The organism is Neisseria sp. HMSC070A01, assembly GCF_001810165.1.
In the GTDB taxonomy this organism is placed as follows: Bacteria; Pseudomonadota; Gammaproteobacteria; order Burkholderiales; family Neisseriaceae; genus Neisseria.
In genome coordinates this window covers 40,270-62,873 of record NZ_KV800114.1, presented here as the reverse complement: position 1 = coordinate 62,873, position 22,604 = coordinate 40,270, and the positions used below count along the sequence as shown (strand labels likewise).

Here is a 22,604-nt window from a genome sequence, read left to right as displayed (position 1 = left end):
CCAGTGTCTTAACCGCTTGACGACTCCCCAACTTACTAAATTATATGAAACAGCGGATGAATATCTAATCCTTCCACACAATAAGCTTCATATAATTGAGAAACCTGTTGGTAAATTGTATTTGCTTCTTGATGAGATTCACATGCTATAAATAAGCATGCCCCGGAACCGGTCATTAATGCATGACCATATTGGGATAACTCAACATAAGCCTTCCAAACTTCAGGATATTCCTGAAATACAACCGCCTGCATATCATTTTGAAACGGCTGTAATGATTGGAAAGTCGGCATTATGCTGGGTTTAGAATCCCGTGTCAAGCCTTCATGTGCAAAAATTTTAGCTGTTGCCACATGGACGGGGGGCTTAACGATAACATACCATTGTTTAGGAACATCTATTTCAGCCAGCTTCTCGCCCACACCTTTGGCAAAAGCACTTCTGCCAAAAATAAAAAAAGGAACATCCGCACCATGACTTACACCTAAATCAATCAGTTGCTGCCTGCTCAAGCCGCATTGCCACCATTGGTTTAAAACCATTAAGACAGTGGCCGCATCGGAGCTGCCACCACCCAATCCACCACCCGTCGGAATCACTTTATCCAACCAGATTTCGACGCCGTACGGTACGCTTGCATAGGGCAGTAATAATTTAGCCGCCCGATAAGTCAAGTCTTGCTCAGGCTTAAGCCCTTCAACCGGCGTATGTAGAATAATTTGCCCATCGGTACGCATTTTCAGATGAACGGTATCGTATAAGCCGATCAAACAGAAAATACTTTCCAAATTATGATAACCATCGCTCCTGCGACCGGTAATCCTCAAATCCAAATTTAATTTGGCCGGTGCAGGAAAGGCTTGGATTTCCGCTGAAACAGACATGTTATCCTCTATTTGCGTGCTGCGCATCGGGTTTGTCCATTTTTATCTAAAGAGTGGTTTACCGTGTCGAACACCAAGCGGATATTAAACTTGGCATTCTCAAGTTGAAGCGTTTTGGGTTGTCCCGAGCTATTTAATGTGCGCGATATTGTCCAGTCAAACTGCTCCAGTCGGCCGTCAGACAGGATTTTGTATGGCGCATTGGCAACGCGTTTGCCATCTGCCCAAATATGCAGATATTGAACCGGCAAAGCAAAGCCCAAAAGCTGTCTGCTCAATTCTTCAGCCGTTTCCGCCTGATAAACCTTACCCTTACTGTCTACTGCCAATACGCCTTCGCTGTCTTGGCACAGCTGGCCTACGGTACTACCCAACGGTGTATTGACATCAATGGTTTGAACCGCGTTCTGATAAGTCCAGTCAAAATTGGCATAAGAGCCTTTGCCTTCCACTTTGACAGCCAAACGACCATCTGCGCTAAAATCCTGCACCTGCTCTGCCGCTTGCCAACTGTTTTGCTGAGGCAGGTTTGGCTGCGCACAGGCAGCTAAAAGCAATAAGGCTGCAACCGATGATATTTGTTTTAAATTCATGGATATTCCTTCATAGGCCGTCTGAAATCAAACGCTTTTCAGACGGCCTTTTGGTTTTATTTGTGTTTTTGAGTATGCGGTTTGCTGGGCGTTATACCGAATTTGGACATTGTCTCTTTTAATACTCGGAGATTACTTCCGCGTTTCAAACCGTCATTCCAGATTTCTTTGGCCTTCTCTTGATCTCCAAGCGTCCATAGGACTTCGCCCAAATGTGCGGCTACTTCAGCTTCAGGTTCTTTTTCGTAGGCATATTGGATATACGGCAAAGCCATTTGGGCATCGCCTTTAAGATAATAAGCCCAGCCCACACTGTCATTAATGGCTGCGCTTTCCGGCTCCATTTGATAGGCCGTCTGAACCATTTTAAACGCTTCTTCCAAATCCTTGCCGTTGGACAGCAAGGTATAGCCCAAAGCATTCCAACCGTGCGGATTGTCCGGATACAGCTCTACCACACGGCGCAAATCGGCAATCGCCTTGCCTGGCTGATTCAGTTTTTCATACGTCATCGAACGCTGATACAACACATTGGCAAGCAACTCCGGAGAAGCTTGAGTTTTCAAGGATTTTTCGGTGGAACTTACCAAGCTGTTCAAAGCGTTCAACGATTCTTGAAGATTGGTATTTTTAGACAATACGAACAAAGCCGTACTCAACAAATCCTTAGCTTCAAAATATCGTCCTCTTTGCTCGGGCATTTTTTGTGCGCGTTGCACCAAAGCCCAAGCCTCTTTATGGTTGCCCTGTTTGGCTTCGATGGAAGCAGCCAAAATGGTTTTATCAAATGTATAAGCCGTAGCCGTTACCTTATCCAGCCATTGTTTGGCTTTGGCCAATTCTTCTACATCATTATATGAAACCGCACCAATCAACGCCGCACGGCTGCGCTGCTCTTCCGTACCGGCTTTATAAGCCTTTTCCAGATAACTGTTTACCGCAGAAATATTTTCTGTCTTGCTCGCTGACAATAAGGCGGCCTGAATATACAAATCAGGGTTGGGATTTTCTTCCAATAAAGTCTGCAAACGCTTGAATGCCCTATCATTTTGACCATGAGCGATCAAATTGGCAATGTCCAACTCCTGCCAAATCGGAGATAAGGTTTTGGTGTCTGTCTCTTTGAAAAAGCCGTCCAGAATATCAGGATGCCGTTGCGCCATCAGTCTCAATGTAACAAAAGTCGGCGGCAAAATTTCGTTGTCCAACTTGGCCAATCGCTGCAATGCCGCAATGGCGTGTTTCTTTTGACCGTCTTTTGCACTAAAAATTGCATCCGCAATCGCCGCTTCAGGGAAGTCTTGATAATTCAAGGCCGTTTTATGTACCTGTTTGACCGCGTCGCTAGTCAGATTCGGCTGTTGGGCTGCGGTTTGCGCCAAAAGCAGGAACACGCGCTTTTGCTCATCTTCACTACCGCCGGCAATCACCTTGTCCAATCCGCTCAAATTCTTATCGGCTTTGCCCAGCAGCAAATTACGCAACCAAGTCATACGCTTTTGTGTTTCACCAGGCTCCGGCTCGATTTCGCGCCATTTTTGGTAAATGGCTTCAGCCTGTTCAAACGCGTTTAACGAAACCGCCATCTCCAAAGCGCGTTCGGCCACTTCGGGAGATTTGGTGCGATGCAAAGTCAAAATATAAGTAAACAGCGCAGAAGCCGCATCGCCCTTTTGCAGGGCCAGTTCTGAATTTAACAAAGTGAAAACCTGCGAGGTGCGGTTTTGTATACCCAACAGACGTATCCGTTCCTGCTCGCGCTCTTCAGGAGAAAAACGGTCGGCGCGGCTTTTCTTTTTGATAATCTTAGCCGATTCAAAAACTGTATTTGAATCGCCGGGCGCAGCAAAAGTTTGTGTAGCAAACAACATCATGACAGCCGCAGCTGCTACTCGAATACGGGATGGAGAAAACAACATAACTATCCTTTTTGAGAACATGCCGACATTTTCAGACGGCCTAAGCACTTGCAGAACAGATGCAAAGTTTTATTTATCATTCAGGCATAACTGTAACACACGCACCCTATTTTGTTGACACAGCAACCGTAAACCTTGTGTAATCCTCATCTGCATAAAACCATCAGCATCAAAGATGAATACCGACCAAATTATCCATTTCTTCACTCAAGCTTCACACTTCAGCAGCCGTATGCAAGCAGAGCGAAATCAATTAGTTACCGCTGAAACGGTCAAAGAAGCAGCCGTTTTGGTCGGCATTGTCTTGCATGAAGGAATGTGGCAAATTTTACTGACTAAAAGAGCCGATACCTTAAGGCAACACACCGGGCAAATCGCCTTTGCCGGCGGCCGCGAAGATGCCCAAGACGACAGCCTAACGGCAACGGCGTTAAGAGAGGCTTATGAAGAAACCGCCATTCCGATTACCGTATGGCAAACTTTTACGCCGCTACCCTTTTATGACACACCTTCCGGCTACCGTGTTACGCCTGTTCCAGCAATTTGCGTCCAGCCCGTCAACCCCAAAGCCAATCCCGACGAAGTAGCAGAAATTTTTTATCTGCCTTTGGACTTCGCCTTAAACCTGCAAAACTACACATTCCGCCAACTTCATCACAACAATCAAACCCTCGCCCTCCCCGCCCTGCCTTTCCAACACTACGACATCTGGGGGCTGACCGCACTCATTCTATACGGACTGGCAGAACGTTATCAGCAATATTGCCAAGCTTTTAAATAAGGCAAGGCCGTCTGAAACCAATGTTCAGACGGCCTGATTTAATCCATTCTCTTTACGCGGCTTCTTCGAAATATTCGATACCTTCTCCGAACCATTTCATCTCATTGCGCAGGGCAACCACTTCGCCAATCACCATTAAAGCCGGACGCTCCGCTTCGGCGGCCAACAAACCCAAATCTTTCAGACGGCCTGTCCGCACGGTTTGATGCGGTAAAGTCCCATTGGAAATCACGGCGACAGGCGTAGAAGGCTGTCTACCATAAGCCATCAGTTTTTCCGCAATTTCAGCCGCTTTAAGCGTACCCATATAGATCACCAGCGTTTGGCGGCTTAAAGCCAAAGTCTGCCAATCGGGCTGACTGCCCTCGTGTTTGCTATGGCCGGTCACAAATAAAGCACTTTGGGCGCAATCACGATGGGTTAACGGAATACCGGCATAAGCAGTGGCACCAAGCGCGGCAGTAATGCCCGGCACAATGCGGTAGGCAATTCCGGCCTGATGCAGGGTTTGCACTTCCTCCCCGCCGCGCCCGAACACAAAAGGATCGCCGCCTTTCAACCTCACCACGCGCTCGCCTTTTTGAGCATGTTCAACCAATAGACGGTTGGTTTCTTCCTGCTGGACATGATGCGCACCGGCGCGTTTGCCCACGCTTATTTTCACCGCATCTTTACGCACCATCGCCAAAATCTCATCCGACACCAAAGCATCGTAAAACACCGTATCCGCAGCCTGAATCGCCTGCAAAGCATGTATGGTCAACAAGCCAGGATCGCCCGGCCCTGCGCCCACCAAAACCACTTCGCCGCCAAACGGCGTTTCCCGGTTTAACTGCGTAATCAATTCGCGTTCCGCCGCCTCGATATTGTTTTGAGCCGCAAAAATACCGAAACGGCTGTCAAACAACTTTTCCCAAAAATAACGGCGTTGTTCGACATTATTCAGCGTTTGCTTAACCTTCTCACGCCATTTGCCGGCAATACGCGCCATTGTACCCGTATGCAGCGGAATCAATGTCTCGATCATCTGCCGCCATTTCCGCGCCAATACAGGCGCAGTACCGCCGCTGGATATGGCTATTTTCAACGGCCCCCTATCCACCACGGCAGGCACGATAAACGAACACAAGTCCGCCGTATCCACCGTATTGCACAATTTCGCCCGTCGTTCCGCCGCTTCAAAAACACGGCGGTTAAACACACCGTCATCCGTCGCCGCAATAACGAAATACACCTCGTCCAGCATGGCTTCTTCAAACAGGCCGCCCAGCCAAACTATTTTCCCTTCTTCCGCCCATTGCTGAAACTGAGGATTTAAAGTTTCCGCAACAACGCGCACGCGCGCTCCGGCAGACAACAGGCTTTCCGCCTTGCGCTCGGCAACCTTGCCCGCGCCTGCCAGTAAAACAGGGCGGTTTCTCAAATCGGCAAACAAAGGATAATGGCTCATGGTCGTGTTCTTGCTTTTATCAATGATTGTCCGCCGATATTAAAGGCCGTCTGAAAAAATAGGAAAGAATGGTTTCTGATTTTCTTATGGTGTTTGGTTATATGCCTGCAAAAAACCGCCTTTCGAATAACAAAGCATTCAGACGGCCTTTTTGAATTTCAATCATAACCCGAATTATTTTAGATATTTGCTATCAAACGGGGAACTTATTTTCCGCTCTTCCTACTAAAAAGTCTTAACAATTATCCATATCAACAACTTAAGTGATATTAATTTGTTAAGGCAATTTCAAAATATAATATTTAGAAGCGAATATACAGCATGACAACTGAAGCAAAAACAGCCCCTTTACCGACTATTCTCTTTAACAAGGCAGCCTATACCAACGGCGATGATGTTATTCTGAACATCTCCAATGCGACAGACAAAATCACCTCTGTTACCGTCAGCCATTTGGGTACGGAAATCCAAAAATTGGATCATCTGGACGCAACCTCCGTCAAACTTTCTTCCGATATTTTTTCACCCAATTCGGGCTACGTCATCAAAGTAGAAACCGTTGACAACACCGGCAACCACACCAGCAAAACCCTGGGATTGTCTGTCGAAGACGACTGGACCATTTTCCCCCGCTATGGCGTAGTGGCGGGATCTAACGATAATTCGGCAGAACGAAACAACTCCATGACCAATGACCAGCTCGAAGGTTATCAAAACAATATCGATCAGCTGGCACAAATGCACATCAACAATTATTTCTTCTATGATGTGTACGACACAACCTCCAATCCATTTCCAAATGTCAACAGCTTCAAGCAAGAATGGGCGACTTGGGCTGTCAACAACGGCAAACCCAACCCTCCCCAAATCGATACCCTGCTGATTAAAAACCTCGTGAATAAAATTCACGAAAAAGGCGGCAGTGCCATGCTCTACAATATGCTTAACGCTGCCTCCAATGACGAACTCGATAACCCGGCCATCAAAGACATTTTAAATAATGTCAAACTCTACAATGCCCAAGAGCATTCCAACTTCGGCAAAGCCGGTGCAGAAACCAAAACATCCGTACAACAATTCGTCGATCCTGCCGACAAAAGCTGGCAAAACTATATCGTCAACACCATGATCAAAGCCCTGAAAACAGGCGGCTTCGACGGCTGGCAGGCCGATACCATGGGTGATAACCTCGTTTATAAAATACAAAACGGCCAAAAGACTGAAAACTTCAGAATGTCTGACGGTTATGACGATTTGTCAGCCGCGGCTGCGGAAAAGTTACACGATTACGGTCAAACTTATATGATCAACGACATCAGCACAGGCAGGGCCGATGTCTTATCCACCACCGGCATGGATGTTCCTTACTCAGAAATCTGGCCACGCGATTTTAAAGATACAGCCGGAAATACCCATTATGAAAACCACAACTATGCCGAGCTTAAACGCTTGGTAGGCCGTCTGTACGATTACAATCACGTTTCCCCGATTATTGCCGCCTATACTCAAAAAGGTACCCACCCGGAAGATCATTCTTCCGAACTCAATCCGGACAACGAATTGCTGGTCGATGCCGTTATCGCAGCGAGTGGCGGCTACCACATGACTGTTGCCGCATTAAACAACCACCCGGATAAAAACGCACATGGTTTTGGTATTTTGCAAGATCCATACTATCCCGCTCAAACGCTCAAAACCAACGAAGCCCTGGCCAAATCAGAATTCAACTATCAACAATTCATTACCGCCTATGAGGAGCTGTTGCGCGGCGAAGGCTTGGTTGAACTCAAAGACAGTCATGCCTCCATCGTAGCATCCGACGGCTACGACATGACTTCCACCTCAGGCGAAGGAGGCAAAGTTTATACATGGACCAAAGCCACCGCAGACGGCAGCCGAGTTGTCCAATTAATCAATCTCGCAGGCCTCGACAAAGACACCAATTGGAACAGCTCCAACCACCACACGCTGAAACTCGACAACCCTAAAGTCAGAATCCCGTTTGATATGGAAATCAGCGCAGAACAGGCCGAGCAAGCCATCGTACAACTGGCTTCCCCCGACTCAGACGATATATCCATGCACACATTGGAATCTTCCGTCATCTATGAAAACGGCAAACCGGTGGCACTGGAAGTCACCGTACCGAGCCTGGATGTCTGGGATATGCTTTATGTCAGCAATTTAGGGCAGGCAAGCGTCAGCCAAACCTTTGCCGACGGCAAAACCACATTCAACGGCACCCACGCCGACGACCATATCAAAGGTACTGAAAGCGAAGACATCATCTACGGCAACCGGGGCAATGATGAGATTCACGGCGGCAGCGGCAATGACAAATTGTCCAGCGGCACCGGAGACGACGTCATCAACGGCGATGCCGGCAGCGATATTCTCTACGGAGGCGGTGGCAATGACCATCTGAACGGCGGTTTAGACAACGACACGCTGTATGGCGGCGCCGGTAACGACACCTTGTTGGGCGAAGCGGGTAACGACATCCTTCACGGCGGCGCAGGCAACGACACACTGTTCGGCGGCTTAGGGGACGATATATTGCGCGGCGAAGCCGGTAACGATACCTACGTATTCAATCGCGGCGAAGGCCATGACACCATTTTCGACCATCACGGTACAAACGCCATCCAATTCGGAGCAGGCATTTCCCTCTCGGATCTGTCACTCGAAACCGTCAAAGAAAAGGACGGCACGACTTGGAACATCACCATTCGTAACGAAAACAATCACAACGACCTCATTACCATCGACCACCAATATTCCGATATCCAAGGTCAAAAAATCCCCTCAGTCAGCGAATTCCGCTTTGACGAAGGTACGTTCAACATTGACCAGTTAATGCATATTTTGGGTTAACCATTAAAATATCGAGCATCCCAAAGCCGGACTTTCAAAAAGAGTCCGGCTTTTCTTGCCTACAACGCCACTTCCATTTTTCAGACGGCCTTTGCCTGCGTATAATATCGTTTTGTCTACAATTTGAAATCCTGACCCATGACCGAATCCATCCGCCTGCCCGCTTCCACACTCAAGCCCTCTACCGTTGCCCTGCCCGGTTCCAAAAGCATCAGCAACCGCACGCTGCTCTTGGCGGCACTCTCCGACAACGTTTGCGAAATCCATTCTTTGCTCAAATCCGACGATACCGACCGAATGCTTGAAGCACTCGACAAACTCGGCGTGCAAATTGAATCTTTACCTGAAGGCCGTCTGAAAGTTCATGGCACCGGCGGCCGCTTTCCCAACCCAACTGCCGATTTGTTTTTAGGCAATGCCGGTACGGCATTCCGTCCCTTGACTGCCGCACTTGCCGTTTTGGGCGGCGACTATCATCTGCATGGTGTACCGCGTATGCACGAACGCCCCATCGGCGATTTGGTCGACGCGTTGCGCATTGCCGGCGCGGACGTACAATATCTAGGCAATGAAAACTATCCGCCGCTTCAGATCGGTAAACGCCAAGACAACGGCGAGCGCGTTATTCCAATTAAAGGCAATGTTTCCAGCCAATTCCTGACCGCCCTGCTGATGGCTTTGCCCTTGACCGGACAAGCATTTGAAATCCACATGGTAGGCGAGTTGATTTCCAAACCTTATATCGACATCACGCTCAAGCTGATGGCGCAGTTCGGTGTGGACATCATCAATGAAGACTACCGTGTATTTAAAATCCCGGCCGATGCCAAATATCATGCGCCAGAGCATTTATATGTAGAAGGCGATGCCTCCAGCGCATCTTATTTCTTGGGCGCAGGCCTGATTGCCGGTACACCCATCCGCGTAACCGGCATCGGCGCACACAGCATTCAAGGCGACGTTGCCTTCGCACGCGAATTGGAGAAAATCGGTGCGGATGTTATTTGGGGCGAAAATTTTGTAGAAATTTCCCGTCCTGCCGAACGCAAGGTTCAGGCTTTTGATTTGGATGCCAACCATATTCCAGATGCGGCCATGACTCTGGCCATCGTCGCATTGGCCACCAAACAACCCTGCACCCTGCGCAATATCGGTTCATGGCGCGTCAAAGAAACCGACCGTATCGCCGCCATGGCAACCGAACTGCGCAAACTGGGCTCAGACGTCATCGAAGAAGCCGAAGCCATCCATATTACACCGCCCGAAACGCTTACCCCCGATGCCGTCATCGACACTTACGACGACCACCGCATGGCCATGTGTTTCTCGCTGGTTTCGCTTTTGGGCGTCCCCGTCATCATCAACGACCCGAAATGTACGCATAAAACTTTCCCCGAGTATTTCCAAGTTTTTGCATCATTGACCAACTGATTGATTATTCAATATTTCAGACGGCCTGTTGCATACAAAAAACACAGGCCGTCTGAAAAATAAAAATAAAACTATACTTTTTCTTAATTTGTGCGATAATAGCTAAATAAATTCTTAGCGATTCATATTTCCTTTCGGAGAGAAAACATGTCAGACGAAAAAAGCAAAGCCTTAGCCGCAGCCCTTGCCCAAATCGAAAAAAACTTCGGCAAAGGCTCCATCATGAAAATGGACGGCAGCCAACAGGAAGAAAACCTTGATGTTATTTCTACCGGCTCCCTCGGCGTGGACTTGGCGCTCGGCGTCGGCGGCCTGCCCCGCGGCCGTGTGGTTGAAATTTTCGGTCCGGAATCCTCCGGTAAAACCACACTCTGTCTCGAGGCCATTGCCCAATGCCAAAAAAATGGCGGCATCTGCGCATTCATCGATGCAGAGCATGCTTTTGACCCGATTTACGCCCGCAAACTCGGCGTAAAAGTCGAAGAACTCTATCTCTCCCAACCGGATACCGGCGAACAGGCATTGGAAATCTGCGACACCTTGGTACGCTCCGGCGGTATCGATATGGTCGTTGTCGACTCCGTAGCCGCACTTGTGCCTAAAGCCGAGATCGAAGGCGAAATGGGCGACAGCCACGTCGGCCTGCAAGCCCGCCTGATGAGCCAAGCCCTGCGTAAATTGACCGGCCACATCAAACGCACCAATACACTGGTTGTTTTCATTAACCAAATCCGTATGAAAATCGGCGTAATGTTCGGCAGCCCTGAAACCACAACCGGCGGTAACGCGCTCAAATTCTATGCCTCCGTCCGCCTCGACATCCGCCGTACCGGTCAGATTAAAAAAGGCGATGACGTGATTGGTAACGAAACCAAAGTCAAAGTCATCAAAAACAAAGTTGCCCCTCCGTTCCGTCAAGCCGAATTCGATATTCTTTACGGCGAAGGCATCAGCTGGGAAGGCGAATTGATCGACTTGGGCGTCAAACATGACATCGTTGAAAAATCCGGCGCATGGTACAGCTACAACGGCGCAAAAATTGGCCAAGGTAAAGACAATGTACGCGTTTGGCTGAAAGAAAATCCTGATATCGCCAACGAAATCGATGCCAAAATCCGTGCGGCAGTCGGTATCAATGTCGATATTACCGAAGGCAAATTGGACGATACCGACGGCGAACGTCCTGAGGAATAAGTCTGTTTAAAATTAAAGGTCAAAAAAGACCAAATAAAGGCCGTCTGAAATCCAACCATTAATCGGATTTCAGACGGCCTTTTATTCAATACTGCTTAAAGCCCTAATGCCTGAGCGTGAAACTCAATATGCGAATCAATAAAGCTGGCAATAAAGAAATAATCATGGCCATAGCCCGGACGGACTTTATATTGGATAGCGAAACCTTTTTCTCGTGCTGAGCGGACAAACCCTTCGGGTTGCAGGACTTCAGGGTACAAAGTATCTTCACTGCCGACATCAATCAAAACAGGCAATTTATGCGAGGCCGTCTGAAGCAGTTCTGTACTGTCATAGCGTTTCCATGTTTCCACGTTTTGCCCCAAATAAGCAGAAAACACCTGCCTGCCACCTTCCGTATCGATAGGATGACATAAAGGCGCAAAAGCAGAAACCGCAGCATATCGGCCGGGATGCTTCAAAGCCAAATACAGCGCGCCATGCCCGCCCATGCTGAAACCTGCAATGCTGCGCTCTTTCGTTACCGGAAAATGATGCTCAATCAAATCAGGTAATTCTTGGCTGATATAGCTTTCCATTTGATAATGCTGCACCCAAGGTGCTTCAGTTGCGTCAACATAAAATCCGGCGCCCCGTCCAAGATAATGTTCACCGCCGTCGGCAACATGCTGACCGCGTGGCGAGGTATCCGGAAAAACTACGATAATATTCCATTGCGTTGCAAAACGTTGGATTCCGCTTTGTTGAACCAATTCAGAACCATCGCTATTTAAGCCGGAAAGGAAATATAAAACAGGCGCGGGATAACCTTTTAAGACTTGTGGCGGCAGATAGACATCAAATACCATATCCGTCCGGCAGGTTTGAGAAAAGTGGCGGTAGCGTTCCTGATGCCCGTTAAACATCTTTCTGCGTTCCAGCAAATGCAATTCTGAATTTTTCATTTTATTCCTTGTAAGGAAACAACAATAAGCAGAATGTTAGCGCAAAACCTGCCCATTGTGTTGTTGCCCCATCTTTTTAAGGCAACCAAATCTGCTTTAAATAAGGCTTGCCAATCATGCGAAATCATTACGCCGACAGCATTTAAAATCTATACACAATCTCTGTGGATAAATCTGTTGATAAGCTTTGGGTAATCGTAAAATTTTCTTTAGGAACAAACCAAGTCTTAAATTGACTAAAATTTAATCAAATAAGATGTAATAAAATCAATAAGTTATATTTATAAGATTTTACTATAATCATACAGTGAAAATTTATAGGTAAAACAAGGTTATGCGGCTTTGTGCATAAATTAGGGTTGACATCCCTAAAAATCGCCCCGAATCAAAAGCTGCGTAAAACAACGGCCGATTTCATCAGATGCCATTCAAAAGACACGCGGCCATACATTTTGCGTTACAATACGCACTTATTTTTAAGAAAGAAAAATATGCCATGAAAGCCTCCCAGTTCTTCATTTCTACCCTTAAAGAAGCCCCTGCCGAAGCCGCACTTGCCAGCCACAAGCTGATGATTCGTGCCGGTTTGATCAAAGCCAATGCATCCGGTCTTTATACTTGGATGCCGATGGGTCTGCGCGTATTGCGCAAAGTTGAAAATATCGTGCGTGAAGAAATGGCCCGCGCGGGTAGCGTGGAGCTGCTGATGCCGGTGGTACAACCTGCCGAGCTGTGGCAGGAATCCGGCCGCTGGGAGTTTTACGGTAAAGAACTGCTGCGCCTGAAAGACCGTCATGACCGCGATTTCTGCATGGGTCCGACCTGTGAGGAAGTCATCGCCGACATCGTACGCAAAGAAGTCAACAGCTACAAACAACTGCCGAAAAACTTTTACCACATCCAAACCAAATTCCGCGATGAAGTGCGTCCGCGCTTCGGTGTGATGCGCGCGCGCGAGTTCGTCATGAAAGACGCTTATTCCTTCCATGCCGACTATGCCTCGCTTCAGACGACCTATCAGGATATGTACGACGCTTACTGCCGTATCTTCACCCGTCTGGGTTTGGAATTCCGTCCTGTTGCTGCGGATACCGGCAGCATCGGCGGTACTGGCTCTCACGAATTCCAAGTATTGGCTGAAAGCGGCGAAGACGTTATCGCATACAGCGATACTTCCGATTACGCCGCCAATATCGAATTGGCGCCCACCTTGCCGCTCAAAGGCGAACGCGCCGCTGCTCAGTCCGAGTTGACCAAAGTACATACGCCAAATGTCAAAACCATCGAGTCTTTGGTTGAATTCCTCAATATTCCGGTTGAACAAACCCTTAAATCCATCGTGGTTGAAGGCGAAAACGAAGGCGAACTTGTTCTGCTGCTGTTGCGTGGCGACCATGAGTTTAACGATATTAAGGCAGAAAAACTGGCCGGCGTGAAATCACCGCTGACCATGGCAAGCCCTGCCGCGATTGTTGAACAGTTCGGCGCAAACGGCGGCTCACTCGGCCCTGTCGGCTTCAAAGGCAAAGTCTATGCCGATTTCGCCACCGAAAAAGGCGCAGACTGGATTATCGGCGCAAACGAAGACGACTACCACTATACCGGCTTCAACTTCGGCCGCGATGCTGCCGAGCCTGAATTTGTCGATTTGCGCAATGTCATCGAAGGTGACATTAGTCCTGACGAACAAGGCCGTCTGAAACTGGCGCGCGGTATTGAAGTCGGCCACGTTTTCCAATTACGCGACAAATATGCCAAAGCCATGAACGTCAGCTTCTTGGATAACAACGGCAAATCCCAAATCATGGAAATGGGCTGCTACGGTATCGGTATTACCCGCGTTGTGGCCGCCGCCATCGAACAAAACAACGACGAAAAAGGCATTATCTGGACCAAAGCAATGGCGCCGTTTGAAGTTGTGATTGTGCCGATGAACTACAAAAAATCAGATGCCGTACGCGAAGCCGCCGACAAAATCTATGCCGGGCTTCTGGCCGCAGGCGCGGATGTATTGCTGGATGACCGCGACGAACGTGCAGGCGTTTTGCTGAATGACTCCGAACTGCTGGGCATTCCTCACCGCATCGTCATCGGCGATCGCGCCTTAAAAGAAGGCAATGTCGAATATGCCGAACGCCGTGACAATCAGGCTCAAGCCGTTGCAGTATCAGAAGTTGTCGCCAAGGTTTTGGCCGCTCTGAAAGCTTAAGTTTTTTCAATGATAAAAAGGCCGTCTGAAACTGATTATTTCGTTTCAGACGGCCTTTTTCTGTTTTAATAAATAATATTTTTTCCGTAACTCTCTAATATTTCTTTGATTTTCAAAATGGTTTCTTTGGGCGGTGGATGTACGCCTGTTAATTTGTATTCGTCGCCGCACAAAGCCCATTTGTGTGCACCCAATTCGTGATACGGCAAAAGCTCGACCATTTCGACATTATCCATATCACCGATAAACTCGCCCAATAAATGCGCCGACCGCTCATCATCGGTATAACCGGGAACAACCACATAACGCACGCGCGTCGGCTGATTGCGTTCGGTAAGATAACGCGCGAATTTCAGCGTTTTGGTATTAGGGATACCGACAAGCACTTTATGAATTTCAGGATCGATTTGTTTTAAGTCGAGCATGACCAAATTGGTATGATCAAGCAAATCATTCAAAATCGAGTCATAGTGCAAAGCATAGCCATTGCTGTCGAGACAGGTATGGATATCGTGTTCCCGACAGGCCGTAAACCAATCGCGTACAAACTCATATTGTAATAACGGCTCGCCGCCGGTTGCCGTTACGCCTCCGCCTGTCGCACGCAGATAATGGCGATAGGTCATGACCTGCTTCATCACGGTTGCCACATCCAATTCCTGCGCCTGCTCGGTATGCAAATCCCAAGTATCGCGATTATGGCAATAAAGGCAACGCATCAGGCAACCTTGCAAAAAGAGCACGTAGCGCAAACCCGGACCATCGACAGCGCCGCAAGATTCAATCGAATGAATAATGCCTTTGCCGTTATAGTGGCGGTGGCCAAGGTTTTTCAGTTCCGGCTCGGGAGTGATCGCAAAAGTCGTGGACATAGTGTTCGGCTCAAAAATAATTTTGCTGATGTGAATTGTACGATAATAAAGGCCGTCTGAACATTTCAGACGGCCTTGGAGCTTTGTTTCAAAACAAACCAAATGCAAATTTAGCTTTTGGTTTGTTTCTCAACCCGGATTACATAGTTTCAGTGAACGTACGGGTAATCACGTCAAGCTGTTGTTCGCGGGTCAGCGAGTTGAAGCGAACCGCATAACCGGACACGCGAATGGTCAACTGCGGATATTTCTCCGGATGATGCATCGCATCTTCCAAAGTTTCGCGGTTCAATACGTTGACGTTCAAGTGTTGGCCGCCTTCCACTTCTCCTTCTTCATGGTGGAAATAACCGTCCATCAGACCGGCAAGGTTGCGTTCGCGGGAATGCTCGTCTTTACCCAACGCGCCGGGAATAATAGAGAAGGTGTAGGAAATACCGTCTTTGGCAAACTCAAATGGCAGTTTGGCTACGGAAGTCAACGAAGCGACTGCACCGTTGACATCACGGCCGTGCATCGGGTTTGCACCCGGACCAAACGGAGCGCCTGCGCGGCGGCCGTCCGGAGTATTACCGGTTTTCTTACCGTAAACAACGTTGGAAGTAATGGTCAGTACGGACTGAGTCGGAGTGGCGTTGCGGTAAGTTTTGTGGGTAGCCACTTTTTTCATGAAGCGTTCCACCAAGTCGCAGGCGATGTCGTCCACACGGTCGTCGTTGTTACCAAATTGTGGGTATTCGCCTTCAATTTCGAAGTCAACGGCAATGCCATTTTCATCACGAATCGGTTTTACTTTGGCGTATTTAATGGCAGACAAAGAGTCGGCAGCCACAGACAGACCGGCAATACCGCAAGCCATCGTACGGATCACATCACGGTCATGCAATGCCATCAATGCAGCTTCGTAGCTGTATTTGTCGTGCATGTAGTGAATGATGTTCAGCGCGGTAACGTATTGGGTTGCCAACCAATCCATGAATTTGTCCATGCGCTCAAAGACAGTGTCGTAGTCCAAAACTTCGTCCATAATCGGCTCGGTTTTCGGACCAACTTGCTCTTTAGATTTCTCGTCCACGCCGCCGTTGATTGCGTACAGCAGAGTTTTAGCCAAGTTGGCGCGTGCACCGAAGAACTGCATTTGTTTGCCGACAATCATCGGGCTCACGCAGCAAGCAATAGCGTAATCATCGCTATTGAAGTCAGGACGCATCAAGTCGTCGTTTTCGTATTGGATAGACGAAGTGTCGATGGATACTTTGGCACAGTACTCTTTAAAGCCTTGTGGCAGTTGTTCAGACCACAATACGGTGATGTTCGGCTCAGGAGACGGACCCATGTTGTACAGGGTGTGCAACACGCGGAAGTTGGTGCGGGTTACCAAGGTACGGCCATCCAAGCCCATACCGCCGATGGATTCGGTTGCCCAAATCGGGTCGCCGGAAAAGAGTTGGTCGTATTCGGGCGTACGCAGGAAACGGACCATACGCAGTTTCATCACCAAGTGGTCAATGAATTCTTGCGCTTGGGTTTCGGTAATCACACCGTTTTTCAGGTCGCGTTCGATGTAGATGTCCAAGAATGAAGATACACGGCCAAAAGACATCGCCGCACCGTTTTGAGATTTAACGGCAGCGAGGTAGGCAAAGTAAGTCCATTGGATGGCTTCTTGTGCATTTTTTGCAGGGCCGGAAATATCGTAGCCGTAAGAAGCCGCCATTTCTTTCATTTGGCCCAATGCTTTGTATTGCTCATTGATTTCTTCGCGGCGGCGGATGACTTCTTCCAAGTCCACACCGTTTTCCAAATCGGCTTGCAGTGAATTGAACTGGTTGAGTTTGTCTTTCATCAAGAAGTCGATACCGTACAATGCAACACGACGGTAGTCACCGATAATACGGCCACGGCCATAAGCATCCGGCAGACCGGTAATCACACCTGATTTACGGCAACGGCGGATGTCGGGAGTGTAAACGTCAAACACGCCTTGGTTATGGGTTTTGCGGTATTTGGTGAAAATTTCGCTGACTTCAGGGTTCAACTCAACGTTGTACACTTTGCACGCATCTTGCACCATTTTCAAACCGCCAAACGGCATGATAGAGCGTTTCAAAGGCTCGTCTGTTTGCAGGCCGACGATGGTTTCCAAATCTTTGTTAATGTAGCCTGGAGCGTGGCTGGTAATACCGGATACGATTTGCGCGTCGATTTTATACGGCTCGTGCGTACGGTTTTCAACCTTGATGCCTTCCATCACTTCCGCCCACAGTTTGGTTGTGGCTTCGGTTGCTGGTGCCAAGAAAGAGGCATCGCCTTCATATGGCGTGTAGTTTTTTTGAATAAAATCGCGGACATCTACGTTGGTTTCCCAGTTACCGCCAGTAAAACCTTCCCAAGCGGCTGGACGTTGCTGAACATCATTTGACATATCAAGCTCCTAATTTTATTGAAAATATAGACTATAAATTTTCTGAAAGGATAACATCAATACCCATTTATTTACAGGGGTTTTTGTGAAATAAAATTACAGATTTGGTTTTTCTTGATTTACGTCAATGAGAATAATTGTTACTTGGCACTACATCTCCGTTTTCAAACACTCGCGTTAAAAAACGGCGTAAAATACAAAATTCAGCCCTAAAGACAGACATCCTTCAGGGCTGAATGTTTATTGCATTTATATAAAAGGCCGTCTGAAACATTCAGACGGCCTTTTATTCACTTAATCAATTAAGCAAACGGATGGTGCAGAACGATGGTTTCTTCACGATCAGGACCGGTTGAAACAATAGCCACAGGCGCACCGCAAACTTCTTCAATACGTTTCAGATAAGCTTTAGCGTTTTCAGGCAGCTTGTCGTACTCTTTCACGCCAAAAGTCGACTCGCTCCAACCCGGCATGGTTTCGTAAATCGGTTTGCAGGTTTCCACCGCATCAGAGCCGCAAGGCAGAATGTCGGTTTTGCTGCCATCAGGCAATTCATAACCTACACAGATATTGATGTTTTTAATACCATCCATCACGTCCAGCTTGGTAATGCACATGCCAGAAATGCCGTTAACTTGAATAGAGCGTTTCAGAGCAGCTGCGTCAAACCAGCCACAACGACGCGCACGACCGGTTACAGAACCGAACTCATGGCCGCGCTCTGCCAAACCTGCGCCCACTTCGTCAAACAATTCAGTCGGAAATGGACCGGAACCCACACGGGTGGTATAGGCTTTAACGATACCCAAAACGTAATCCAGCATTTGCGGACCTACGCCTGCACCGGCAGAAGCGGCACCAGCCAAGCAGTTGGAGGAAGTTACAAACGGATAAGTACCGTAGTCGATATCCAGCAACGTACCTTGCGCGCCTTCAAACAACAGGCTTTCGCCTTTGCGGTTTTTCTCGTTCAAAACACGGGAAACATCGGTAATCATCGGCGTAATGCGCGGTGCAACTTTTTCAATGACCGCCATCACGTCTTCAAGTTTTACCGGCTCGGCATGGTGCAGGTGTTGCAACTGAACATTGTAATAAGCCAAAACGGCTTCCAGTTTTTCAACCAGTTTTTCAGGGTGCAACAAGTCCACCACGCGAATCGCGCGACGGGCAACTTTATCTTCATAGGCTGGGCCGATGCCACGACCGGTTGTACCAATTTTGCTTTTACCGCGGGAAGCTTCGCGTGCTTGGTCAAGCGCAATGTGGTAAGGCAGAATCAATGGGCAGGTCGGCGCAATTTTCAGACGGCCTTCAACGTTTTTCACACCGGCGGCGTTCAATTCGTCGATTTCACCCAGCAATGCTTCAGGAGAAACCACGACACCTGAGCCGATGAAGCAGTCCAAAGTCTCATGCAAAATGCCGCTTGGAATCAGGCGCAAAATGGTTTTTTTGCCGCCGACAACCAAAGTATGGCCGGCATTGTGGCCGCCTTGGAAACGTACAACACCGCTGGTTTCTTCTGCCAGCCAGTCAACAATCTTACCTTTGCCTTCATCACCCCATTGGGCACCGATTACGACAACATTTTTAGCCATAGCCATCTAACCTTATTTCAGATACAAAATTTCAAAATAAAACTCAATCGTTCAAATCGATTACTTTCCAAACGCCGTCCACTTGTTTCAGACGGCCTGTAACCTCTTCCGAACCGTTGTAGCCGATACCGTAATCGATAACGACACATTGTCCTTGTTCGCGCAAAGCATCTACCGCTTCTTGAGCCGCAGGCATGTCTTTGACATCGACCGCCACCACGGACTCCCGTCCGATAGCGGGAAGGCGGCCGATAAAGCTGCGCAAATCAAAACTGAATCCGGCAGCCGGACGCGCACGTCCAAAGTATCCGCCCAATCCGTCATAACGGCCGCCGCGTGCCACTGCATCATGAAGATTTGAACCATAAGCCGCGTAAAGCAAGCCGGTATGGTAATTGTCAACGCGCAATTCCGATAAATCGATATGCACTTTTTGATTTGGGAACGCGTCGCATACGGCCTGCAATTCATCCAGCGCCGCACTGACTGCGGATAATTCCGGTAACTTCTCACGAGCCAAAGTCAGCACTTCGCGACCGCCGTACAGTCGGGGCAACAGTGAAAACGCTTTTGCCCACATGCCGTCGAGTTTCCATTCCTTGACCAACTGGCTGACAGCCTCGGCATCTTTGTCCTGCATCAATGACAGCAGGGTTGCTGATTTCTGCTCATCCAAATGCGCGGCATGTGCTAATGCGCGGAATACGCCGATATGGCCCAATGAAAGCAAGACCTCGCCCATGTCGGCAATCTTCATGCTTTTCAGCATCAAATCAATCAATTCAATATCCGCTTCAATACCTTCCAAGCCGTACATTTCCGCACCCGCCTGCAAAGGCTCGCGCATATTGAGCAATCCGTCAGGTCGCGCATGAAGCACCGAACCGGCATAGCATAAACGGTTGATACCTTGGTTGGCAGAAAGCAAATGGGCATCAATACGCGCTACCTGCGGCGTAATATCCGCTCGGATACCGAGCTGGCGGCCGCTGAGCTGATCGACGACTAAAATGGTTTTCAAAGACAAACCGGCATCGATATGCGTCAATAAGGAATGGCTGTATTCCATCAATGGCGGTTGCACCAATTCATAACCATGCACGCGAAACAAAGCCAACAGCCGCTCACGGGCGCTTTCCAGTTGTCGGGCATTAATCGGTAACACGTCGGCAACGTGTTCAGGAAGCTGCCAAGACTTCATGAGAATCTACCTCTGTTTTTTTGTAAACACAAAGGGCTGCTTAAATTTAAAACCAAATCAGCCTGACGACTGGAATTTTCCTGAATGCATCAACGGCAAATCCGATGCGGCTTCAACAAAACTGATTTTAAATTTAAACAGCCCCTGAGTAACGGCTTCAAACCGTCGAGTTATTAAAATCAGACTTTACCATATTAAAACGAATTTTGCACCCTGTTTGCAGGAAACGTAAAAAAACATTAAAAACAAGGCCGTCTGAAAACATATTTTTCAGACGGCCTTTGTTTATCGCAATCGTTATATAATCACATATCCCAAAATCAAATCACACCCATCATGTATGACGTAAACACTCACGATGTCCGCCGATTTTTTGCCCACGTCTGGCAACACAGGCTCGCACCGCTCCAATTGGACGGCCTACAGCAAAAAGCCTTACGCATTATCGAAGCCCATCCCGAATACGGACACTATCTCGAAGACATCGAACAATATTTAGATAAAGAATGGCTGCCCGAAGACGGCGAAAGCAACCCATTCCTGCACATGTCGCTACACCTTTCTCTGCAAGAGCAAAGCGCCATTGATCAGCCCCCGGGCATCCGTGCCATCCACCAACAACTTTGCGCCCGTTACAACGGCGACTGGGTTAAAGCCGAACACGATATGATGGAAGCCTTGGCAGAAACCATCTGGGAAGCGCAACGCTACGGACGAGGCCTAGATGTCAACGCCTACATGACCCGCTTGAGGAAATTGATCGGCTTAGGCCAAGAAGAAAACGCCCGCCTCAATCCCCATGAAGTCGGCCTGATGGATACAAAGTAACTTCTTTTCAGACAGCCTCAGTCCATACAAATCCTTACGCTTGCCAAAGCCAACATTTCCATCTTTCATGCTAAATTACTTTTTTGAAATCCCCTTATAAGGAAACCAAAATGCTCCGTCCAGCCCTTATTGCCCTACTGCTAGCCGCTTCCCTGCCCGTAGCAGCAGAAAGCCTCAACTACAACATCGTTGAATTTTCCGAATCCGCCAACATGGAAGTACCGCGGGACACCATGACCGCATATTTCAGCGTCAATGCAGAAGGCAAAGACCGTCAAGCCGTCAACCAAGCTTTCATGAAGAAATTCAACCAGTTCAACAAAATCTCCCAAAACAGCAAATTTAAAGCCGAGCTGATGGAACGCAACGCCTCCCCGCGCTATCAATACACCAACGGCAAACGCACCCAAACCGGCTGGGAAGAACACGCCTACTTCAAAGTAGAAAGCAAAGATTTTGAAGCACTCAACCGCCTGATTGCCGACAGCATCAATATCGCCGTTTTGGAAAACTCCTCATTTTCCGTATCCAAAGAAAAACGCGAAGAAACCGTCGACCAATTGAGCAAAGCCGTCATCCTGCGCTTCAAAGACCGCGCCCAAAACCTCGCCCAAACACTCGGCTTCTCCAGCTACAAAATCGTCAAACTCAACCTGGGCCACATCGGCAACCGCCAAGTCGGCGGCGACTTTGCACACGCCAAAATGCTGCGTGCAATCCCTGCTGCAGAAGTAGCGACAGGAATAGAAGATGGTGTACCAGCCTCTCCGGGTTCGGAAGAAATCAGCCTGACCGTCAGCGGCTCGGTGCAAATGTAGGATTTTCTTTTAAATCATTTTAAAGGCCGTCTGAAAGTATATTTTTCAGACGGCCTTTTATTATTTAGTCATTAAAATGGTTGTTTCTATATAAGGAAAGAATGAAAAAATAAAACTCTAATTATTTCAACTTGTTGCAATCAAATATTGATGACTTTCTTAAAAATACGTAAAAATAACCCCGATAACAGAGTAATTATATCATTATATTTTACAATATTAACGTAAAATTTTTACACATTGCTTTCAAGAGCCAACCATTTATGTTCTCTGTTTTACTTTTTGAAAATAAAACAGAGGACTTCTATATTTTGGTGTAAATAATTCTCTTGAATAAATTTCTGTTCTATAGCTATGCTCTATTTTTGAGTTTCAAATGTAGTATGGAGCTATCAAAATTGACAACTCCATAAATAATATTCTTATTCTTTGTTTAATCTAACAAGAAAATGCTTAAATTGTTCTTCGTTGTTATCCAACTTTCCGAAAAATAACTCATCAATTTGCTCAATTAACGGAACAGCTGTTTGTAATATTTCTTCTCCTTTTGAGACCTTTGCAAAATTCCCCAAAATCCCCT

At 47.8% G+C, this 22,604-nt stretch carries 16 protein-coding genes; 7 read left to right on the top strand and 9 right to left on the bottom strand.

The features are described from left to right. Positions 1–35 precede the first annotated feature (35 nt). Genes ispE through HMPREF2711_RS00465 form a run of 3 tightly spaced genes read right to left on the bottom strand, consistent with a single transcriptional unit; the run spans position 36 to position 3,396 of the window. Positions 36–884, bottom strand: coding sequence for a 4-(cytidine 5'-diphospho)-2-C-methyl-D-erythritol kinase (ispE, locus tag HMPREF2711_RS00475; RefSeq protein ID WP_070615147.1), 849 nt, complete (start codon positions 882–884; stop codon positions 36–38). 8 nt (positions 885–892) lie between these two features. Further along, complete coding sequence (gene lolB, locus HMPREF2711_RS00470) at positions 893–1,477, bottom strand: lipoprotein insertase outer membrane protein LolB (RefSeq protein WP_003746457.1); 585 nt, start codon at positions 1,475–1,477, stop codon at positions 893–895. A 56-nt stretch (positions 1,478–1,533) separates the two neighbouring features. Beyond that, on the bottom strand, positions 1,534–3,396 hold the full coding sequence (locus HMPREF2711_RS00465; RefSeq protein WP_036493608.1) for a tetratricopeptide repeat protein: 1,863 nt from the start codon (positions 3,394–3,396) through the stop codon (positions 1,534–1,536). Between the two features lie 175 nt (positions 3,397–3,571). Here HMPREF2711_RS00465 and HMPREF2711_RS00460 point away from each other — a divergent pair, with 175 nt between their 5' ends. Further along, positions 3,572–4,177, top strand: a complete 606-nt coding sequence (locus HMPREF2711_RS00460) for a CoA pyrophosphatase (protein WP_003746453.1) — start codon at positions 3,572–3,574, stop codon at positions 4,175–4,177. A gap of 52 nt (positions 4,178–4,229) precedes the next feature. Here the strand turns inward: HMPREF2711_RS00460 and cysG are convergent, their stop codons facing one another. Next, entirely contained in the window at positions 4,230–5,627 is a 1,398-nt protein-coding gene (gene cysG / locus HMPREF2711_RS00455) for a siroheme synthase CysG (RefSeq protein ID WP_003746452.1), read from the bottom strand. Positions 5,628–5,948: 321 nt separating this feature from the next. Between cysG and HMPREF2711_RS00450 the strand changes: the two genes are divergently transcribed. The 3 genes from HMPREF2711_RS00450 (at position 5,949) to recA (ending at position 11,126) form a co-directional block, all read left to right on the top strand. Beyond that, positions 5,949–8,501 (top strand): glycoside hydrolase family 66 protein, encoded by a 2,553-nt coding sequence (locus HMPREF2711_RS00450; RefSeq protein ID WP_003746451.1) that lies wholly within the window; start codon positions 5,949–5,951, stop codon positions 8,499–8,501. Between the two features lie 138 nt (positions 8,502–8,639). Beyond that, the gene (gene aroA, locus HMPREF2711_RS00445; RefSeq protein ID WP_036493605.1) at positions 8,640–9,932 is read left to right on the top strand and encodes a 3-phosphoshikimate 1-carboxyvinyltransferase; all 1,293 of its coding nucleotides are present in this window, start codon (positions 8,640–8,642) and stop codon (positions 9,930–9,932) included. Between the two features lie 147 nt (positions 9,933–10,079). Next, positions 10,080–11,126, top strand: a complete 1,047-nt coding sequence (recA, locus tag HMPREF2711_RS00440; RefSeq protein WP_003680794.1) for a recombinase RecA — start codon at positions 10,080–10,082, stop codon at positions 11,124–11,126. Between the two features lie 95 nt (positions 11,127–11,221). Here the strand turns inward: recA and fghA are convergent, their stop codons facing one another. After that, positions 11,222–12,070, bottom strand: coding sequence for an S-formylglutathione hydrolase (gene fghA / locus HMPREF2711_RS00435; RefSeq protein WP_003746449.1), 849 nt, complete (start codon positions 12,068–12,070; stop codon positions 11,222–11,224). Between the two features lie 496 nt (positions 12,071–12,566). Between fghA and HMPREF2711_RS00430 the strand changes: the two genes are divergently transcribed. Then, positions 12,567–14,279 (top strand): proline--tRNA ligase, encoded by a 1,713-nt coding sequence (locus tag HMPREF2711_RS00430; protein ID WP_003746446.1) that lies wholly within the window; start codon positions 12,567–12,569, stop codon positions 14,277–14,279. Between the two features lie 65 nt (positions 14,280–14,344). On the opposite strand, the gene pflA is transcribed toward HMPREF2711_RS00430, so the two are convergent. From pflA to HMPREF2711_RS00410, 4 genes are all read right to left on the bottom strand, one after another. Then, complete coding sequence (gene pflA, locus HMPREF2711_RS00425; protein WP_003746445.1) at positions 14,345–15,151, bottom strand: pyruvate formate lyase 1-activating protein; 807 nt, start codon at positions 15,149–15,151, stop codon at positions 14,345–14,347. 139 nt (positions 15,152–15,290) lie between these two features. After that, complete coding sequence (gene pflB, locus HMPREF2711_RS00420) at positions 15,291–17,576, bottom strand: formate C-acetyltransferase (RefSeq protein ID WP_070615144.1); 2,286 nt, start codon at positions 17,574–17,576, stop codon at positions 15,291–15,293. A gap of 302 nt (positions 17,577–17,878) precedes the next feature. Next, entirely contained in the window at positions 17,879–19,177 is a 1,299-nt protein-coding gene (locus HMPREF2711_RS00415; RefSeq protein ID WP_070615141.1) for an adenylosuccinate synthase, read from the bottom strand. A 43-nt stretch (positions 19,178–19,220) separates the two neighbouring features. Continuing rightward, positions 19,221–20,378, bottom strand: coding sequence for an ATP phosphoribosyltransferase regulatory subunit (locus HMPREF2711_RS00410; protein WP_003746440.1), 1,158 nt, complete (start codon positions 20,376–20,378; stop codon positions 19,221–19,223). A gap of 336 nt (positions 20,379–20,714) precedes the next feature. Here HMPREF2711_RS00410 and HMPREF2711_RS00405 point away from each other — a divergent pair, with 336 nt between their 5' ends. Together HMPREF2711_RS00405 and HMPREF2711_RS00400 are read left to right on the top strand one after the other, a co-directional pair. Further along, positions 20,715–21,206: a DUF1841 family protein gene (locus HMPREF2711_RS00405; protein ID WP_003746196.1), complete on the top strand. Its 492-nt coding sequence runs from the start codon at positions 20,715–20,717 to the stop codon at positions 21,204–21,206. A 110-nt stretch (positions 21,207–21,316) separates the two neighbouring features. Next, entirely contained in the window at positions 21,317–22,024 is a 708-nt protein-coding gene (locus tag HMPREF2711_RS00400) for an SIMPL domain-containing protein (RefSeq protein WP_003746194.1), read from the top strand. Positions 22,025–22,604: the final 580 nt, after the last annotated feature.